The 16,539-nt window shown below is 55.8% G+C and carries 12 protein-coding genes and 1 tRNA gene; 4 read left to right on the top strand and 9 right to left on the bottom strand.

The window, feature by feature from the left end:
* The first annotated feature begins 30 nt into the window (after window positions 1-30).
* Together hrcA and P8O11_RS10320 are read left to right on the top strand one after the other, a co-directional pair.
* The gene (gene hrcA / locus P8O11_RS10325; RefSeq protein ID WP_300294021.1) at window positions 31-1,092 is read left to right on the top strand and encodes a heat-inducible transcriptional repressor HrcA; all 1,062 of its coding nucleotides are present in this window, start codon (window positions 31-33) and stop codon (window positions 1,090-1,092) included.
* 10 nt (window positions 1,093-1,102) lie between these two features.
* Complete coding sequence (locus tag P8O11_RS10320) at window positions 1,103-1,666, top strand: nucleotide exchange factor GrpE (RefSeq protein WP_089893558.1); 564 nt, start codon at window positions 1,103-1,105, stop codon at window positions 1,664-1,666.
* Here the strand turns inward: P8O11_RS10320 and P8O11_RS10315 are convergent.
* The 8 genes from P8O11_RS10315 to P8O11_RS10280 all read right to left on the bottom strand — a co-directional run bounded on the left by P8O11_RS10315 (window position 1,663) and on the right by P8O11_RS10280 (window position 13,956).
* On the bottom strand, window positions 1,663-3,660 hold the full coding sequence (locus tag P8O11_RS10315; protein ID WP_300294020.1) for a hydantoinase/oxoprolinase family protein: 1,998 nt from the start codon (window positions 3,658-3,660) through the stop codon (window positions 1,663-1,665). The two genes, P8O11_RS10320 and P8O11_RS10315, sit on opposite strands and share 4 nt — an antisense overlap.
* A 39-nt stretch (window positions 3,661-3,699) precedes the next feature.
* Window positions 3,700-4,758, bottom strand: a complete 1,059-nt coding sequence (queG, locus tag P8O11_RS10310) for a tRNA epoxyqueuosine(34) reductase QueG (RefSeq protein WP_300294019.1) — start codon at window positions 4,756-4,758, stop codon at window positions 3,700-3,702.
* Window positions 4,759-4,763: 5 nt separating this feature from the next.
* Window positions 4,764-5,429 (bottom strand): glutathione S-transferase family protein, encoded by a 666-nt coding sequence (locus tag P8O11_RS10305; RefSeq protein WP_300294018.1) that lies wholly within the window; start codon window positions 5,427-5,429, stop codon window positions 4,764-4,766.
* Window positions 5,430-5,483: 54 nt separating this feature from the next.
* Window positions 5,484-6,149, bottom strand: a complete 666-nt coding sequence (gene mtgA, locus P8O11_RS10300; RefSeq protein WP_300294017.1) for a monofunctional biosynthetic peptidoglycan transglycosylase — start codon at window positions 6,147-6,149, stop codon at window positions 5,484-5,486.
* A gap of 93 nt (window positions 6,150-6,242) precedes the next feature.
* Window positions 6,243-7,154: a Hint domain-containing protein gene (locus tag P8O11_RS10295; RefSeq protein WP_300294016.1), complete on the bottom strand. Its 912-nt coding sequence runs from the start codon at window positions 7,152-7,154 to the stop codon at window positions 6,243-6,245.
* A 257-nt stretch (window positions 7,155-7,411) separates the two neighbouring features.
* Window positions 7,412-11,950: a glutamate synthase large subunit gene (gltB, locus tag P8O11_RS10290; RefSeq protein ID WP_300294015.1), complete on the bottom strand. Its 4,539-nt coding sequence runs from the start codon at window positions 11,948-11,950 to the stop codon at window positions 7,412-7,414.
* 4 nt (window positions 11,951-11,954) lie between these two features.
* Window positions 11,955-12,380: a GFA family protein gene (locus P8O11_RS10285; RefSeq protein WP_300294014.1), complete on the bottom strand. Its 426-nt coding sequence runs from the start codon at window positions 12,378-12,380 to the stop codon at window positions 11,955-11,957.
* Window positions 12,381-12,522: 142 nt separating this feature from the next.
* The gene (locus P8O11_RS10280) at window positions 12,523-13,956 is read right to left on the bottom strand and encodes an NAD(P)-dependent oxidoreductase (RefSeq protein WP_300294013.1); all 1,434 of its coding nucleotides are present in this window, start codon (window positions 13,954-13,956) and stop codon (window positions 12,523-12,525) included.
* A gap of 216 nt (window positions 13,957-14,172) precedes the next feature.
* Between P8O11_RS10280 and P8O11_RS10275 the strand changes: the two genes are divergently transcribed.
* Complete coding sequence (locus P8O11_RS10275) at window positions 14,173-14,979, top strand: undecaprenyl-diphosphate phosphatase (protein WP_300294012.1); 807 nt, start codon at window positions 14,173-14,175, stop codon at window positions 14,977-14,979.
* On the opposite strand, the gene P8O11_RS10270 is transcribed toward P8O11_RS10275, so the two are convergent.
* Window positions 14,976-15,956 (bottom strand): complex I NDUFA9 subunit family protein, encoded by a 981-nt coding sequence (locus tag P8O11_RS10270; protein ID WP_300294010.1) that lies wholly within the window; start codon window positions 15,954-15,956, stop codon window positions 14,976-14,978. The two genes, P8O11_RS10275 and P8O11_RS10270, sit on opposite strands and share 4 nt — an antisense overlap.
* Window positions 15,957-16,104: 148 nt before the next feature.
* Here P8O11_RS10270 and P8O11_RS10265 point away from each other — a divergent pair.
* Window positions 16,105-16,190 (top strand) — tRNA-Leu (locus P8O11_RS10265).
* Window positions 16,191-16,539 lie beyond the last annotated feature (349 nt).

Genomic DNA, 16,539 nt, shown 5'->3' with positions numbered 1-16,539 from the left:
GTTCTTAAATGCTGCGCGAGGAAAGCCCAAATGAGTGACAATTCACAGCTTCTATCCGAAATGAACGATCGTACGCGCGAAGTCTTTCGTCGCGTCGTACAGGGCTATCTGGATTCAGGTGATCCTGTCGGTTCGCGCACCCTCACTCGCACAATGAGCGAAAAGGTGAGCGCGGCAACCGTGCGCAATGTTATGTCTGATCTTGAGTTCATGGGTCTTCTTGGCAGCCCTCATACAAGTGCTGGCCGCATTCCAACACAGCAAGGCTTGCGCATGTTTGTTGACGGCCTTCTCGAAGTGAATGAGCTTGAGATAAACGACCGGCAACGCATTGATGAAACAATGGGGCGCAACTCTGGCGATGTGGGCGGTCTACTTGACCGCGTCGGCGCCGCGCTTTCGGGTGTTACGCAGGGTGCATCGCTCGTTCTTGCACCAAAGCATGAAGCAGCGATCAAACATATCGAGTTTGTCCCCCTTGCTGCGGATCGCGCACTTGTTGTTCTGGTTTTCTCCGATGGCCATGTTGAAAACCGTGTCTTCAATCCGCCCTTGGGCGCGACTCCAAGCTCAATGCGCGAAGCGGCAAACTTTCTCAATGCCCTCGCCGAGGGAAAGACTCTCACAGAGCTTGGCACAACCATCCGCCGCGAAATCGACAGCCGCCGCCAAGAGATTGACGTTCTGGCGCGCCAATTGGTCGATAGCGGCCTCGCGGTCTGGGAAGGCCAGGGAGAAAGCTACGAGCGCCTGATTGTCCGGGGCCGTTCCAATTTGATTGCTGAATCCGAGACAGAGGGCTTTGAGCGCATCAAAACCCTGTTTGATGACCTTGAGCGCAAGCGAGATATCGTCGAATTCCTCCAACTCACCGAAGAAGGTGAGGGTGTGCGCATTTTTATTGGCTCAGAGAACAAACTTTTTTCACTTTCGGGTTCCTCTTTGGTTGTCTCTCCATATATGAACGCTGATCGAAAGATTATCGGCGCTGTTGGCGTCATAGGGCCCACGAGGCTGAACTATGGCCGCATTGTTCCGATAGTCGATTATACAGCGCAGTTGGTTGGCAAGCTTATATCCAACCAAAGTTAAAGGTGACGACATGGCAGATCGCAGAGAAGACGATTTCCTGGATGATATCGAGCAGGCCGAGCTGGACGAAATGTCCGAAGAGCTCTCCGAGCCGCTCCCTGAAGAATACGAGCTTGATGAGCTTCGCGCCGAGCGTGACGCGCTTAAAGACAAGTTCATGCGTGCTTTGGCCGATGCTGAAAACGCGCGCAAGCGTGGCGACAAAATGCGCCGCGACGCCGAGCAATACGGTGGCTCAAAGCTCGCGCGTGATATGCTTCCAGTCTATGACAACATGAAGCGCGCCCTTGAGGCCGCCACAGAAGAGCAGCGCGCAGGTGCCGCTGCCCTCATCGAGGGTATCGAGCTGACAATGCGCGAGCTTCTCAACGTTTTCAAAAAGCACGGTATGACTATCATTGCGCCGCAAGTTGGTGACAAATTTGATCCAAATATCCACGAAGCGATGTTTGAAGCCCCCGTCCCTGGAACAAACGCGGGTGATATCATTCAGGTTTCGACAGAGGGCTTTATGCTGCACGATCGCCTCTTGCGTCCGTCGCAAGTTGGCGTGTCGTCTATGCCAAAGTCCTAAGCAGTAATTCGGGGCCGCCCTGCGGCCTCGACAGTCACCAGGCCTTCGACAAAAATCTCGCGTGCTTCTGCCTCACTGCGGCGCAGCTCTCTTGTCGCAGATGTTTCTATATCGTCTGCTCCCGCATCCTTTGCTGCCTGAATAACAGTGGCGCGAAGCCAGTCTTCTGCGGCCTTTAGCGCGGGTTCAAGCTCAGTGAAGTCTTCTGGCCCCGTCGCCGCATGAAGGCGGTAAAGCCCCTCAGATGGGCTGGTTACAGAAAGGCTCCGCCGCATCGTCACTCGCCCGACAACCGCGCCAAGCGCATTCGCCACGCCCGCATGCTCTGGTAGGATCATCTCACAGCCGAGCTTGCCACCCACATCAGGATAATATGTGCTCGCCGAAGCCCCTAGGCCCACAACCGGCACATTTACTTTTGCAGTCAACGCGATAAGCCCGCTGTGTCCAAGGAGCGCTGCGCGCAGCAATTCGTGCCGTGCCAGTCTTGCGGGCTCCGTTTCAAACGTTTCGGCCTCCTCGGCAAAAACAGTCTCTAATAAAGCTAAACTCGTCTGTTCTGTCATCTGATCAAGGATCAGCCTCGCAAGCGTTTCTGGCTCTCTGGCGAGCCGCTCCCCGTCGCCCTTACGGCGGCGGCAGAACAACTCAAGCGCAAGATGTGCCGCCTCTGCGTCCCAGCTGTCGAGCAAGCCAAGCACATGGCTCGCGTCCGAGGGCGTCACGCCAGAGACTTGAACAATCCCCCGCTCCACAAGTCGGCGGATGCTTTGTGTCTCAATACGCGTACGGACCACTTTGCTCAGTGGCATCACGCCCTCAACCCGTTCCAAAACCGCCTCATCACGGGGTGCAAGTCCCGCATGGCTCACGCCATCAACCCGCTTGATGAACTTCCCGTCAAACTCGCTTGGCGCAGGCGCTCGCAACTGCGTTTCCATTGTGCTTTTCACAAGCTCTGGCGCATCAAGCGCAATCAGACTCACGGGCAAAACCCGCCTTGGTCCAAGCGTCAGCCCGCCCTTGAGCCCCTCGGTGATAAAGTGCACTTCGCTGTCACCGCCGAGTCCACTTGTGCGCATTGCCACGGCCTCAACCATGGTGCGGTACGGCCCCACGCGCGCACCCTCGGGGTCAATCTTGGGCCGTCCGTCGCGCAAAAGCGCAATGTCGGTTGTCGTGCCGCCAATATCACTGACCAGCGCTTCCTGTGCCCCCGTCATCCATTGCGCGCCAACAATTGAGGCCGCAGGTCCGCTCAAAATTGTCTCGATTGGCTTTTCCCGCGCCTGTGCTGAAGAGATCAGCGCACCATCGCCGCGCACAACCATCAGCGGCGCAGTGATTCCGAGGTCGCGCAGCCCGTCTTCGGCCCGCACGATCAGCTTGTCGATCATACCGATCAGCCGCGCATTCAGAAGTGCCGTGAGCGCACGCTTTGGCCCGTTGAGCTTCGCAGACAGTTGGTGTGACGCGGAGACAGGCGCGCCCGTCGCTTCGCGGATCATTTCCATTGCGCGTAGCTCATGGGCTGGGTTTCTGGTGGCAAACTTACTTGCAACCGCAAAGGCAGACACGCCTGAAACAGTCTCTAACCATGCCGAAAGCCCAATTTCATCAAGAGTATGCGCTTGGCCACCAGCGTGGTCGTGGCCGCCTGTTAAAACGATCTGCGGATCGCCCTTGAGCGCCTCATTCAGCCCATGCTTGGCAAGGTCGCTTTCAGGAAATCCGATATAGACAAGCCCGACTCGTCCGCCCTGCCCTTCGACAAGTGCGTTGGTGGCTAGAGTGGTTGAGAGCGAAGCAAGACCGATTGTTGAGGGATCAACCCCGGAGGCATCCAGCACCGCCTGCACAGCCTTGCCGATTCCGATGGCTAAGTCATGCCGCGTGGTCAAAGACTTGGCGGAGGCGAGGACTTCTTCCTCGTCGCGCAGCAAAACTGCGTCGGTATATGTTCCGCCTGTGTCCACACCTAGCAAAATAGCCATGTCGCCTCCAAATCCTGTTCGCCCTACGGGTTTAGCGGCTTAGCCCGCTTCGTCCTGCCCGTTTGCGTCGTTTTTCAGTCGCTTGCAGGCCCAGTCCGCCGCGTCACGGACAGTTTCATCGTTGTCATTCAGCAGGTGTTGCGCGCACTTCAGAAGGTTTGTGCTTCCCGAGTTGCCGACTGCATAGAGCACATTACGCACAAACCTGTTCCGTCCAATCCGTTTGATCGGACTGCCAGAGAATTTTTCGCGAAACTCTGTGTCATTTAGCATTGCCAGCTCCGCCAATGGCGGGCTTTGCAGATCATCCCGCGGCTTTAGTCGCATATCTCGGGCATTTTGCGCAAACTTGTTCCAAGGGCAGACAGCAAGGCAGTCGTCGCAGCCATAAATACGGTTGCCAAGAAGCGGGCGCAGCTCTTCGTCGACAGGCCCGTGGTGTTCGATTGTCAGGTAGGAGATACAGCGCCGAGCGTCGAGCTGATAAGCCGCAGGAAAGGCTCCGGTCGGGCAAACATCCAAACAGTTGCGGCAGCTTCCGCAATGGTCCTGTTCCGGAGCGTCCTTCGGCAGATCGAGCGTGCTAAAGATAGACCCGATAAAAAACCAGTTGCCAAGCTCACGGCTCACAAGGTTCGTGTGTTTGCCTTGCCATCCAAGCCCTGCGGCTTGCCCCAGCGGTTTTTCAGGCACAGGTGCGGTATCTACAAAAACTTTCACTTCGCCACCCGCCTCCGCGATCAGCCAGCGGGCCAAACGCTTCAGCCCTTTTTTGACGAGGTCGTGATAATCCTTGTTTTGGGCATAAACAGAGACTGTCCCTGCTTCTTTCTGGGTCAGCGCCTCCAGTGGGTCCTCCTCAGGCGTATAGCTGACGGCCAGCATGATCACAGAGCGCGCCTCGGGCCAGAGCGCCGCAGGATTTCCGCGCCAATGGGTCCGCTCGGCGAGCCAGCCCATTTGTCCGTGATATCCCTTTTCAAGGAACGTATCGAGCCGCGCAGGAACGTCGGGCACAGCGTCAGGTGCGCAAATCTGGCAGCTGTCAAAGCCCTCGGCCCTCGCCTGTTCGCGCAGCTTATTTGCCAGCGCGTCCATCGGACTCAAAAGTCGAGGTCAGCATAATGTGGAGGGGGCGGAAAGCCTGACACTTGGTCTGCCAGAATAGAGCGGAACGCAGGCCGCGACTTTATCTTTGCATACCAGTCTTTGACAGTCTCGGAGCGGTTCCAGTCGACATCCGAGATATAATCAAGCGAAGAGAGGTGCGCCGCCGCCGCAAAGTCCGCGAGCGTCATTTCATTGCCTGCGAGCCAGCGCCGCTGCTCCAAAAGCCATGTCATGTAATCCAGATGAAACTTGATCGCTTTCGCGCCAGCTTTCACGTTTTTACTGTCAGGGTAGCCCTGCCCCATCACCTTCTTGTTGACGCGCTCATAGACAAGGTTTGCTGTCACTTCACTGTGAAACTTGTCATCAAACCAGCCCACAATACGGCGAACTTCATAGCGTGCCTCAGGTGCGCTCGGCATCAAAGAGACTTCGGGGTAGACCTCCTCAAGATACTCGCAAATCGCGGCACTCTCCGAAAGCATGCGGCCGTCTATCTTCAGAACTGGTACTTTAGCCGCTGGGTTGCGGCGCAAAAAATCGCTGTCCTTTTCCCAATAGCGCTCCTCGATCAACTCGCATTCAATCCGCTTTTCAGCGAGACTCAGCCGCACCTTGCGACAAAACGGAGAGAGAGGAACATGAAATAAAGTGGCCATAATAGATGCTCAAAGATTGGGACTGTTCTTCAATGCAACTTTAGCGGCGAAGTTTCAACTCTCGAAACACTTGGCGCGCCCGTCTCGGCGGATTGTTTCAGCGCCGTCGCGGATCCGAGCGGTACGCTTTCGAATATAGTTTGAAGGCTTGGAGGCCGAGCGTTCTTTTGGGGCTGGCAGGATCGCGGCAAGCCGTGCCGCCTGCAGCGGACTCAGCTTGGCTGGCGTTACACCAAAGTAATGCTGTGCGGCTGCTTTCACACCAAAAACACCCTCATCAAATTCTGCGATGTTGAGGTAGACCTCAAGGATGCGACGCTTTGGCCAGATCAGTTCCACAAGCGGCGTCAGCACAGCTTCAAGCGCTTTTCGGCTCCAGTTGCGGCCGTGCCAAAGATAAGCATTCTTCACGACTTGCTGTGTGAGCGTCGAGGCGCCTCGCCCTGTCCCGTCCGCGAGCGCCGCACGGATTGCATTCATATCAAAGCCCCAGTGCGCGCAAAAGTTTGCATCTTCGGCCGCCACAACAGAGCGAAACATCACAGGTGCGATTTCGTCAGCACTTACCCAGCTCTGCTTGATCCCACCGAGACGCGCCGCTTCTTGGCGCATATATATCCCCTGCGGTGGCGCAAAAAAGCGGTGCGCCGTAACAGTTACAAGCCCCAAAATCACCACCAACAGACACAGCCTAATAGCCCACCGCTTGAGCCAGCGCATGGGCTGAAGCCTAGGCTCCTGTTTCGCATTGGGTTTCGTTCTTTTCGCCACGTTGCTTATATACGTTGCTCTGGGCGCGCAGGAAAGCTTCAATCAGGCCGCTAGTAAACTGGCCTCAAAGCCGCGCAGTTCCGGACGCGCCAGCTGCCAGGTCTCGCTGTTTTCTAAGAACAACTCAGGAAATAGCTCGGCGAGCTCCGCTTCGGCGTCCGTCTCGGCTGCGCTCTTGGCATGTCCTGGAAAGTAGCTCTCCGAGTAAACGCCATGCGCCTCGATAATCTCGTGCGCGTCAAACAGCAAATGCATGTAGCAAACACCGCCGTCGTTCTGGCGCGTAATACTCGTGCCGTTCACAAGGTGCTTGGCCGCGATCAGAACTTCGCTCTCGCCTGTCAGGAGCTCGGCTTGCCAGCCCGTCACAAACATTCTGTGCTCTGGAGAAACCACAAGAACTTCGGTGTTTCCGATGGCTCCAACCTCAAATCTTACAGGGGTATGCTTGCCTATATGTCGCAAGACGGTCTTTCCGATCCAACGGATAGGTTGCGGTGGGCCATCAAGTGTTGTGACAAGGTCGCCCACGCTCAGGCTTTCAACAGGAACGGCGCCATAAGGCGTTTCAATCGCTGTTCCTTCGGTAAAACATGCGGGTCCAAGCTCGGGGACAAAGAGCGGCCCCTGTGGTGTCACAAAGGTCGAGCTGACAAATGTTCCGCTTTTGAGCGGCTGGCCATCTTCAGGGGTGAAAAAGCGTTGCCCGTTGGCCATGTAAAAAGTCGTGCCAGTGTAAGTTACATTCCCCACACCCGGAACATTGACCGTCACGGTATCGCCCGAATAAGACTGCAAGATATCAATCCCGTTGATGCTGTCGTTGTCGAAGGCGTCAAAGTCGCCATCACCGTTGTTGTCATTGATGCTCAAAACCGAATAGGTAAGCGTCGCTCCAACGCCCGGAGGGTTTGCCGGGTCCATTTGCCAGAATCGTGTTGTGTATATGGGCATTTGCCTCGTCCTTTGACTGCTCTCAAAGGCAAGTTTCGCCCCACAAAGCGGCGTTAAAATGGAAACAATGAGGTAAATTTTATGAAACAATGAGTAAAAGCGTAACGAGTCACATCACCTAAGCACTTATAAAAATTAGCTTTTTAAGCGAGTGCCAACATTCGCTGCATTCCCGCCACATTTTCAGTCGTTAAACAGGAAACAAAAAGGGCGGCTCTTTTGAGGGCCGCCCTTTCTCTATCAGTATATCAAATAGCTTACTCTGCCGGCATGGCCTCGCTCTCGCGGGTGAGCGGATGCGCCAGTTTGCCAAGCATCTCCTTGGGGCAAATCTGGAGGAAGTTCTGCTTCTCCATGTCCCAATGCAGCAGGATTTCAGCGGCTTTGCGGCTGCCTGTCTCTTCTGCGTGGCGCATGACAAGTCCCTTAAGCTGCGCTTCCCAGTGGCTCACGCTTACAGAGCAAGTCACCAGTGTTTCAAGGTTCATAAGGTCTTGCGCCTTGCCATCGGGGTCATACACATAGGCCATACCGCCAGTCATCCCTGCGCCAAAGTTCGCGCCAATACTACCGAGGATAACAGCGATACCGCCTGTCATGTATTCACAGCCGTTGCTTCCACAGCCCTCGATCACAACTTTCGCGCCCGAGTTGCGCACAGCAAAGCGTTCGCCTGCGCGACCCGCAGCAAAGAGATTCCCGTCTGTCGCGCCATAGAGCACTGTGTTGCCGATGATGGTGTTCTCGCTGGCAATCAGTTTGCTCGCCATAGGTGGACGCACAACGATCATACCACCAGACAGGCCCTTGCCGACATAGTCGTTGGCGTCGCCACTGACTTCCAGTTTGAGGCCAGGCGCTGCAAACGCACCAAGAGACTGGCCCGCGCTGCCTGTAAGCTTCACAGTCAGGTGGTCGTCCTGAAGGCTGTTACGCATGCCGAACTTGCGGACAATGTGGCTTGAGGTGCGCGTACCGACAGTGCGGTGCGTGTTCTGAACCGCGTAGCTAAGCTGCATTTTTTCGCCGTCTTCCAAGAAGCGCTGCGCATCGCGCACGATCTCGGCATCAAGTGTATCAGGCACAGCGTTGCGCGGGCGGTCACGATCATAAGTGATCGCTTTCGCGCCATCCACGGTGATGAGCAGCGGGTTCAAGTCCAGATCATCAAGGTTTTCCGAGCCACGGCTGACTTGGCTCAAAAGATCTGCACGGCCAATGACATCATCAAGGCTTTTTGCGCCGATCTCGGCCAAAATCTCACGCACTTCTGTTGCGTAGAAAGTGATGAGATTAACAACCTTATCGGCATTGCCGGTAAATTTGGCGCGCAAGTCTTCGTCTTGTGTGCAGACGCCGACAGGGCAGGTGTTGCTCTGGCACTGACGCACCATAATACAGCCCATCGCAATCAGAGCAGCGGTCCCGATTCCGTATTCTTCTGCGCCAAGCATCGCCGCCATGACAATGTCACGGCCCGTGCGGAGCCCGCCATCCGTGCGGAGCGTGACACGCTCGCGCAGGTTGTTCATGCTCAGAACTTGGTGTGCTTCGGTCAGGCCCATTTCCCATGGCAGACCTGCAAACTTGATACTGGTTGCAGGGCTCGCACCCGTGCCGCCGTTGTGCCCCGAGATCAGGATCACATCGGCCTTGGCTTTGGCCACGCCCGCGGCAATCGTGCCCACACCCGAGCTTGCGACAAGCTTCACAGTCACTTTGCAGCGCGGGTTGATTTGCTTGAGATCATAGATCAGCTGAGCAAGATCTTCGATTGAGTAGATGTCATGGTGTGGCGGTGGGCTGATCAGCGTCACGCCCTTTGTTGAATGCCGCAGCCGTGCGATAAGATCAGTGACCTTCATCCCTGGAAGCTGACCGCCTTCACCAGGCTTGGCGCCTTGCGCAACTTTGATTTCTAGCTCTTCGCACTGGTTGAGGTATTCCGCGGTCACGCCAAAGCGCCCTGACGCCACCTGCTTGATCTTTGCAGATGGATTGTCGCCGTTTGGCTCTGGGTGGAAGTGTGCGGGGTCTTCGCCGCCCTCACCACTGTCTGATTTCGCGCCGATACGGTTCATCGCAACGTTGAGTGTCTTGTGAGCCTCTGGTGACAGCGCGCCAAGGCTCATGCCGGGCGTGACAAAACGCTTCCGAATGCTTGTGATGCTTTCGACCTCTTCCAGCGGGATAGATTTACCCAAAGGTTTGATCGCCAGCAAATCGCGCAGGTGGATCGGCGGGTTAGATTGCATCGCCTTGGAATACTTCTTCCACATCTCATATGAAGCGCGGTTGCAGGCGCTTTGCATCATATGCATCGTGCTGGCGCCCCAAGCGTGTGTTTCGCCTGATTTTCGGGCTTTGTAAAAGCCACCAATCGGAAGAACATCTGTGCCCGTTGCAAAGCCTTTGGCGTGAATAGAGACTGCTTTTTCTTCAATCCCCCGAATACCGATCCCGCTGATACGGCTTGTCAGGCCAGGGAAATACTCGGCACACATTGCACGGCTGAGGCCCACGGCTTCAAAATTCATACCACCACGATAGGACGAAATAACACTGATCCCCATCTTCGCCATGATCTTGAGCAAGCCTTGGTCAATCGCTTCACGATAGCGCGCCATGTTCTCTGTGAGAGTTCCATCGAGCAAGCCACGGCGAATACGGTCGGCCACAGAGTCTTCTGCCAAATATGGGTTTACGGTCGTTGCACCACAGCCGACAAGGACGGCAAAGTAATGTGGGTCAATACATTCCGCTGCCCGTACGTTGAGCGAGCAGAACGTCCGCAAGCCTTTGCGCGTCAGCCACGAGTGTACTGCGCTCGTGGCCAAGATCATCGGGATCGCGACACGGTTTTCGTTCTGGTGCTGATCTGTGAGTACAAGATGCCCCGCGCCCGAGCGGACAGCGTCTTCCGCACGCTGACGGATGCTTTCGAGAGCGTCGCGCAGCGCATTTTCGCCAGCGGCTTCTTCAAACGTACAGTCGATCTCGACCAAGCCGGCGTTGAAGTGACGCGTGACTTCGTCCCACTGTGCATTCGCAACAAACGGGCTTTCCAACACAATAATCTCGGTCTGTGCGCTGCTCTGGTCGAGCACGTTCTTGAGGTTTCCAAAGCGCGTCTTGAGGCTCATCACGCGGAATTCGCGCAAGGAGTCGATCGGCGGGTTTGTCACCTGAGAGAAGTTCTGACGGAAGTAATGGCTCAAGGGGCGATACTGCTTTGAAAGCACCGCACTTGGCGTGTCGTCGCCCATGCTGGCAAGCGCTTCCTTGGCGTCTTCACACATCGGAGCAAGCACCTGTTCCAGCTCTTCCATTGTGTAGCCCGCTGCAATCTGGCGCTTGCGCAGATCTTCGCCCTCAAACATCGGCACTTCAGTGACACCCGCCAGCTCTTCGTCCAGCTCGTTGATCTTGCCGACCCACTCGCCAAAAGGCTGCGCTGCCGCCATTCTGTCTTTGATCTCTTTGTCGTGGAAAAGGCCACCTTCTTTCATATCCACAGCAATCAGTTGCCCCGGACCAAGCGCGCCTTTTTCAATAACGCCAGCCTCATCAATCGGAACCATTCCTGCTTCGGAACCAGCAATAAGCAAGCCATCGCCCGTCACAACATAACGCATTGGGCGCAGGCCGTTGCGGTCAAGCCCAGCACAGACCCAGCGGCCATCCGTCATCGCAAGAGCGGCAGGGCCGTCCCATGGTTCGATGACAGAGTTGCAGTAGCTATACATGTCGCGCCACGCTTCGGGCAGCTCCACAGCCTGCTTGCTCCAGCTTTCAGGGATAAGCATAGTCTTCGCCATCGGCGCATCACGGCCCGCGCGCACAAGCACTTCAAACACAGCATCAAGCGCCGCAGAGTCCGATGATCCTGGCTGCACAATCGGCTTGATGTCTTCGGCAAGCTCGCCAAAGAAGTTTGATGCCATGCGGATCTCATGGCTTTTCATCCAGTTGACGTTGCCTTTAAGCGTGTTGATCTCGCCGTTGTGCGCCAGCATGCGGAAAGGTTGCGCCAGCCACCATTGCGGGAAAGTGTTTGTGGAATAGCGCTGGTGATAGATCGCAAATGCACTCTCAAAGCGCTCATCCATCAAATCAGGGTAGAACTCGGCGACTTGCTCAGCCAGCATCATCCCCTTGTAGATCACAGAGCGGCACGACAGCGAGCACACATAAAGCCCCTGAATGCCAGCCGCGGTCACGGCCTTCTCGATACGGCGGCGGATGACATAGAGCTCACGCTCAAACTGTTCCTCGTCAACGCCTTTGGAGTTTGAGATAAGGATTTGTTCAATTTCGGGGCGCGTTGCATTTGCCTTCTCGCCCAAGCAGCCGATCTCGACAGGAACGTGCCGCCAGCCGTAGATATAATACCCCAAGCGCAGAACTTCGGTTTCCACAATCGTACGGCAGCGCTCTTGTGCGCCAAAGTCCGTGCGCGGCAAGAAAATCTGGCCGACAGCAATCAGCTCGTCCATGCGTGGCTCGTGGCCTGTGCGGCGGATCTGATCATAAAAGAAATTCGCAGGGATCTGGACATGAATGCCCGCGCCGTCGCCGGTCTTGCCGTCCGCGTCTACAGCCCCTCGGTGCCAGATCGCCTTAAGCGCGGCGATACCGTTGTCCACAACCTTGCGGTTCGGTTTGCCATCGAGTGAAACAACAAGGCCCACGCCGCAGGAAGAGTGCTCTTCCTCTTCGCTATAGAGCCCGTTCTCGGCCATCCACTTGCGCTTAGCTTCTTCTTCACGCACCCAGTTTTCATCATATGTGGTCATGGCTTTAGTCCTCCTCAGGCGCAAACAGCGCAATCGTTTCGTCAGTTGTCAGCCGTTTATGCTCGCCTGCAAGCGCATAGCCTTCAGGGCACATATCAGCAAAAAATTCAGTGGTGAGCGGCGCGCCACCCGCATTGTCAAACAGACCTGCGGCAAGGTTGATCTCGCCAGTCTCGCGCAACCCATACCAAAGCGTCGAGCCGCAGGTCTCACAGAAGCCGCGCTCGGCCCAATCAGAAGAGACAAAGCTCTTGGCCGGACCGTTCAGGCGGATACTGCCCTCATCGGTCTTCAGAGACATAAACATGCTGCTCGTGTGACGGCGGCACATATCACAGTGACACGCGCGTACAGTTGGCGCTGTCACAGTGGCTTGCACTGTCACGGCGCCGCATAGGCACTGTCCGCTGATGTCTCTCGTTTCGGTCATTCGTCTCGTTTCTCGTCTAAGTCAGTCAAGTTGTCCTATGGGGGCGGCGCACGCTCGGGTCACGATCGGGCTTTTCGCAAAAACCCGTTTTAGCGGTGCACGGGTTGTGCACGCAGTGTGCACGCTTTTCACCCCCCTGGAATCACTCCGCCGCGATTTTGTTAACAGCGGCAAATTTTGTTAGGATTGCATCGGCACAGTCGCGTCCGTCGCGGATGGCCCAGACAACAAGCGAGGCGCCGCGCACAATATCGCCAATGGCGTAAACGCCTTCCAGCTCTGTCGCGCCCGTTTCGTATTCGGCCTTTACAGTGCCCCAGCGGGTCACGGGAAGCTCGGGCGAGTCCCAGAGTGTTGGCAGGTCTTCCGCCTCAAAGCCAAGGGCCTTGATCACAAGGTCAGCGGCTTCATTATAGTCGGCCCCTTCGATCACTTCTGGGCTCTGCCGTCCGCTCACATCAGGTGCGCCAAGACGCATCTTCTGGACTTTCACGGCGCTGACAGGGTTGCCCACAAAGCCTGCAGGTGCGGCAAGCCACTCAAAGATCACGCCTTCTTCCTCGGCGTTGTTCACCTCGCGCTGGGAGCCGGGCATGTTCGCTCTGTCACGGCGGTAAAGGCATTTCACGCTTTCCGCGCCTTGACGGATCGCTGTGCGAACACAGTCCATTGCTGTGTCGCCGCCGCCGATGACAACAACTTTTTTGCCTGCTGCGTTCAGCGCACCGCTGTCAAACTCTGGCACACTGTCGCCAAAGCTGAGGCGATTTGAAGTTGTGAGATAGTCAATCGCGTTGACGATCCCGTCAGCCGCAGCACCTTCTCCACCAAGGTCACGGGTCTTGTATACGCCCGTTGCGATGATCACAGCGTCATGCTGCCCGCGCAGTGCGCCAAAGGTAATATCGGTGCCAATGTTGCAGTTCAGCTTCATTGTCACGCCGCCCTGCTCAAGCTGGTCAATACGGCGCATAACAACGTCTTTTTCAAGCTTGAACCCGGGGATGCCATACGTGAGCAATCCGCCGGCGCGGTCATAGCGGTCATAGACAGTGACTTGGATGCCCTGCGCCCGAAGCCGCTCAGCAGCAGCAAGGCCACCCGGCCCCGCGCCAATGATGCCCACGCTTTCGGTGCGTTCCTGCGCTGGTACAACAGGTGTGACCCAGCCGTTTTCCCAAGCGGTGTCGGTGATATATTTCTCCACGGCGCCGATGGTCACAGTGCCGTGGCCCGACTGTTCGATCACACAGTTGCCTTCGCAGAGGCGATCCTGTGGGCAGATACGGCCGCAAATCTCGGGGAACGTGTTTGTCGCTTGGCTAACCTCATAGGCCTCCTTGAGGCGGCCCGTTGCAGTCAGGTTGAGCCAGTCGGGGATATTGTTGTGCAGCGGGCAGTGGTTCTGACAATAAGGAACACCACACTGGCTACAGCGGCTGGCCTGCTCTTCGGCTTTGGCCTTAGCATATTCTTGATAAATCTCGCCGAAGTCTTGCTTGCGCGCACCCGCCGCCCGCTTTTCGGGCATGTCACGTTCTACAGATACAAATTTCAGCATTGGTTGCTTTGCCACAGCCAAATCTCCCTCTTCTCGTTAAAGCCCTAATAATACACCATCAAAATAAAAGAAAGTCAGTTTTATTGACCCATTGTCAGAAAAGGCCGCGTCAGATTGTCAATTTTGCGCAAAAAGTTGAGATAATAATTCCGAAACGGACAGATCAAGCATCTTTCCTTTTTCTCACAGCGCGCTATAGCTGCCACAAGACCAAGAAAAGCAGGGGCGCCCATGCCATTTTATCTATTGATTCTCGTCGCACTGGTACAAGGCATCACAGAGTTCTTGCCCGTCTCTTCCTCGGGGCACCTCATTTTGATTTCTGAGCTGTCCTCTGCCCCCGATCAAGGCCAAGCGATAGATGTCGCCGTTCACATCGGGACACTCTTCGCCGTAATCATCTTCTTCTGGCGAGATGTATCCATGGGCCTTTCTGGTATCCCCCGTATGCTCACAGGCCGCATAGACACTGCGGGGTCAAAGCTCGCGTTCTTCCTGATGATTGCAACCATACCTGCAATCGCATTTGGCTTCGTTTTAAAGCTCACGGGTCTCTCTGACGCCATGCGTTCGATGACGGTAATCGGCTGGACAATGCTGCTGTTTGGTCTGTTGCTCTGGTGGGCCGACCAGCGCGGAACAATTGAAAAAACTGACGCCGACTGGACTGCAAAAGACGCCATCAAAATGGGCCTTTGGCAAGCGGTCGCGCTCATTCCTGGGACGTCACGCTCAGGTATTTGTATTACAGCGGGCCGGATGCTTGGTTATTCGCGCCAAGATTCAGCCAAGCTTGCGATGCTTATGTCGATCCCGACAATTATCGCCAGCGGGGCGCTCCTCGGCGCAGAAGTGATCGCAACAGCGGATGCTCAGGTCGCCCGCGATGGCGCTGTCGCCGCGGTCATGTCTTTCGTTGCGGCCCTCTTCGCTCTGAGCATTATGATGCGGCTTCTGCGCAGCGTTAGCTTCACACCCTACGTAATTTACCGTGTTGCGCTGGGTATTGTTCTGCTGGCGGTTGCCTATAGCGCTTAAAGATTGAGATTTTTGGCGGAATCTCGGATCGCATCATACTGGCCAGACGGGCGATAGCGCCAGAGATAGCTCTCGATCACAGCTTCAGGTGCTGTTGCAACAATGCCAAGGTCCTCAAAGGTTTTCGCACCTTCTTGAACAACATTGTCGGTCTTGAGCTGCTTTACCTGATCACGTGTGATGAGCCCGTTTTTTGCGATTCCAAATGTCAGAGTCTGCATCAGATCAAGACCCCAAGCCATCATACGGCCAACAAACATCGGCGCATTGAAAACAGGTTTCGTCCTGTGAACCTCCGCCAGGATCACATCAATCCATCCGCACAGAGTTTTCGTTTCAGGCCCACCAAGCTCATATATGCCACTGGCTTTGCCTTCGACACCCATCACAGCCGCGCTCGCAACATCCATAACATAGACGGGTTGGAACTTTGTGTTGCCTCCCATCAGCGGAAAGATCGGACCCATGCGGGACATGCTTGCAAACCGGTTAAAGAACCCATCTTCCTGACCAAAGATAACAGAGGGCCGCAGGATCATCGCGTTGGGGAACTGCGCCAGAATCCCAGCTTCGCCCGCGCGCTTTGTGCGGGCGTATTCGCTTAGCTCGTCACGGCCGATACCCAATGCAGAGATATGCACGAGGTTCTTTACGCCATGCGCCGCAGCGATCCGGGCCACTCGCTCTGCCCCATCGGCTTGGACGGCGCCAAAGTTGTTTTTGCCCTTGCGATCAAATGTGCCCACGCAGTTCACGACAGCGTCAGACCCGCGTGTGACCGCATCGACAGACGCATCATCACGAATGTTGCAAAACACTGGCTCCACTTGCCCAACGGCACCATAAGGGCGCACATGCAAGGCTTCGTTCGGACGGCGCACGGCCACTCGAACACGCCAGCCTTTCATAGCAAGCTGCTGCGCTATATAGCGCCCAACAAATCCCGATCCGCCAAAAATGGTGACAAGCTTTGACATAGGGTGGCCTCCGTTTGGCTTAAAACTCGCCTTTTCCTACGCGCGCAAGCGGCTTTGGGCAAGGTGATATGGCGTGTTTGAACGTAAAAGCTTTTGAATCCCGTTGACAGCGCCATTCCTCAAGCTTAAAGCGCTGCCATCGACACCTGCCCAGGTGGCGGAATGGTAGACGCGCTAGCTTCAGGTGCTAGTGTCTGTATGGACGTGGAGGTTCGAGTCCTCTCCTGGGCACCAATAACCAGTCGATTATCTCATAAAACCTAGCAAACGTTGATGCTGTGGCCTGCATAGGACCACTTTCGGGACCGCTTTTGGGACCACTTTGTCGAGTTTGGGCCGTGGTTTGTCAGTCTTGGACGGTCGGTTTGGGTTGCACTTGGTTAGGTTTGGAGAACACAGTCCTGAACATGAATGACGAGATGCCGATAAACCTTCCCCGCTATGTGTTCCGCCGTGCGAATGGCAGCTTCCGGTATAAGCGGAATGTCCCAAAGCACCTGCGAGCCCTGCTTGGGAAGGACACGCTGTATCGCCAGTTGGGAGACAGCTACCGTGAGGCCATGCAGGCGCTGCCTTTGGTGTA

The organism is Lentibacter sp. (genome assembly GCF_029254145.1).
Taxonomy (GTDB): Bacteria; Pseudomonadota; Alphaproteobacteria; order Rhodobacterales; family Rhodobacteraceae; genus Lentibacter.
This window is presented reverse-complemented; position numbering and strand designations above follow the sequence as displayed.

Bases quoted from the DNA above. Each gene is read 5' to 3' on its own strand.
- gltB (WP_300294015.1), bottom strand. From the start codon at position 11,950: ATGACCACATATGATGAAAACTGGGTGCGTGAAGAAGAAGCTAAGCGC.
- mtgA (WP_300294017.1), bottom strand. From the start codon at position 6,149: ATGCGCTGGCTCAAGCGGTGGGCTATTAGGCTGTGTCTGTTGGTGGTG.
- hrcA (WP_300294021.1), top strand. From the start codon at position 31: ATGAGTGACAATTCACAGCTTCTATCCGAAATGAACGATCGTACGCGC.
- P8O11_RS10270 (WP_300294010.1), bottom strand. From the start codon at position 15,956: ATGTCAAAGCTTGTCACCATTTTTGGCGGATCGGGATTTGTTGGGCGC.
- P8O11_RS10295 (WP_300294016.1), bottom strand. From the start codon at position 7,154: ATGCCCATATACACAACACGATTCTGGCAAATGGACCCGGCAAACCCT.
- P8O11_RS10275 (WP_300294012.1), top strand. From the start codon at position 14,173: ATGCCATTTTATCTATTGATTCTCGTCGCACTGGTACAAGGCATCACA.
- P8O11_RS10305 (WP_300294018.1), bottom strand. From the start codon at position 5,429: ATGGCCACTTTATTTCATGTTCCTCTCTCTCCGTTTTGTCGCAAGGTG.
- P8O11_RS10320 (WP_089893558.1), top strand. From the start codon at position 1,103: ATGGCAGATCGCAGAGAAGACGATTTCCTGGATGATATCGAGCAGGCC.
- queG (WP_300294019.1), bottom strand. From the start codon at position 4,758: ATGGACGCGCTGGCAAATAAGCTGCGCGAACAGGCGAGGGCCGAGGGC.
- P8O11_RS10315 (WP_300294020.1), bottom strand. From the start codon at position 3,660: ATGGCTATTTTGCTAGGTGTGGACACAGGCGGAACATATACCGACGCA.
- P8O11_RS10285 (WP_300294014.1), bottom strand. From the start codon at position 12,380: ATGACCGAAACGAGAGACATCAGCGGACAGTGCCTATGCGGCGCCGTG.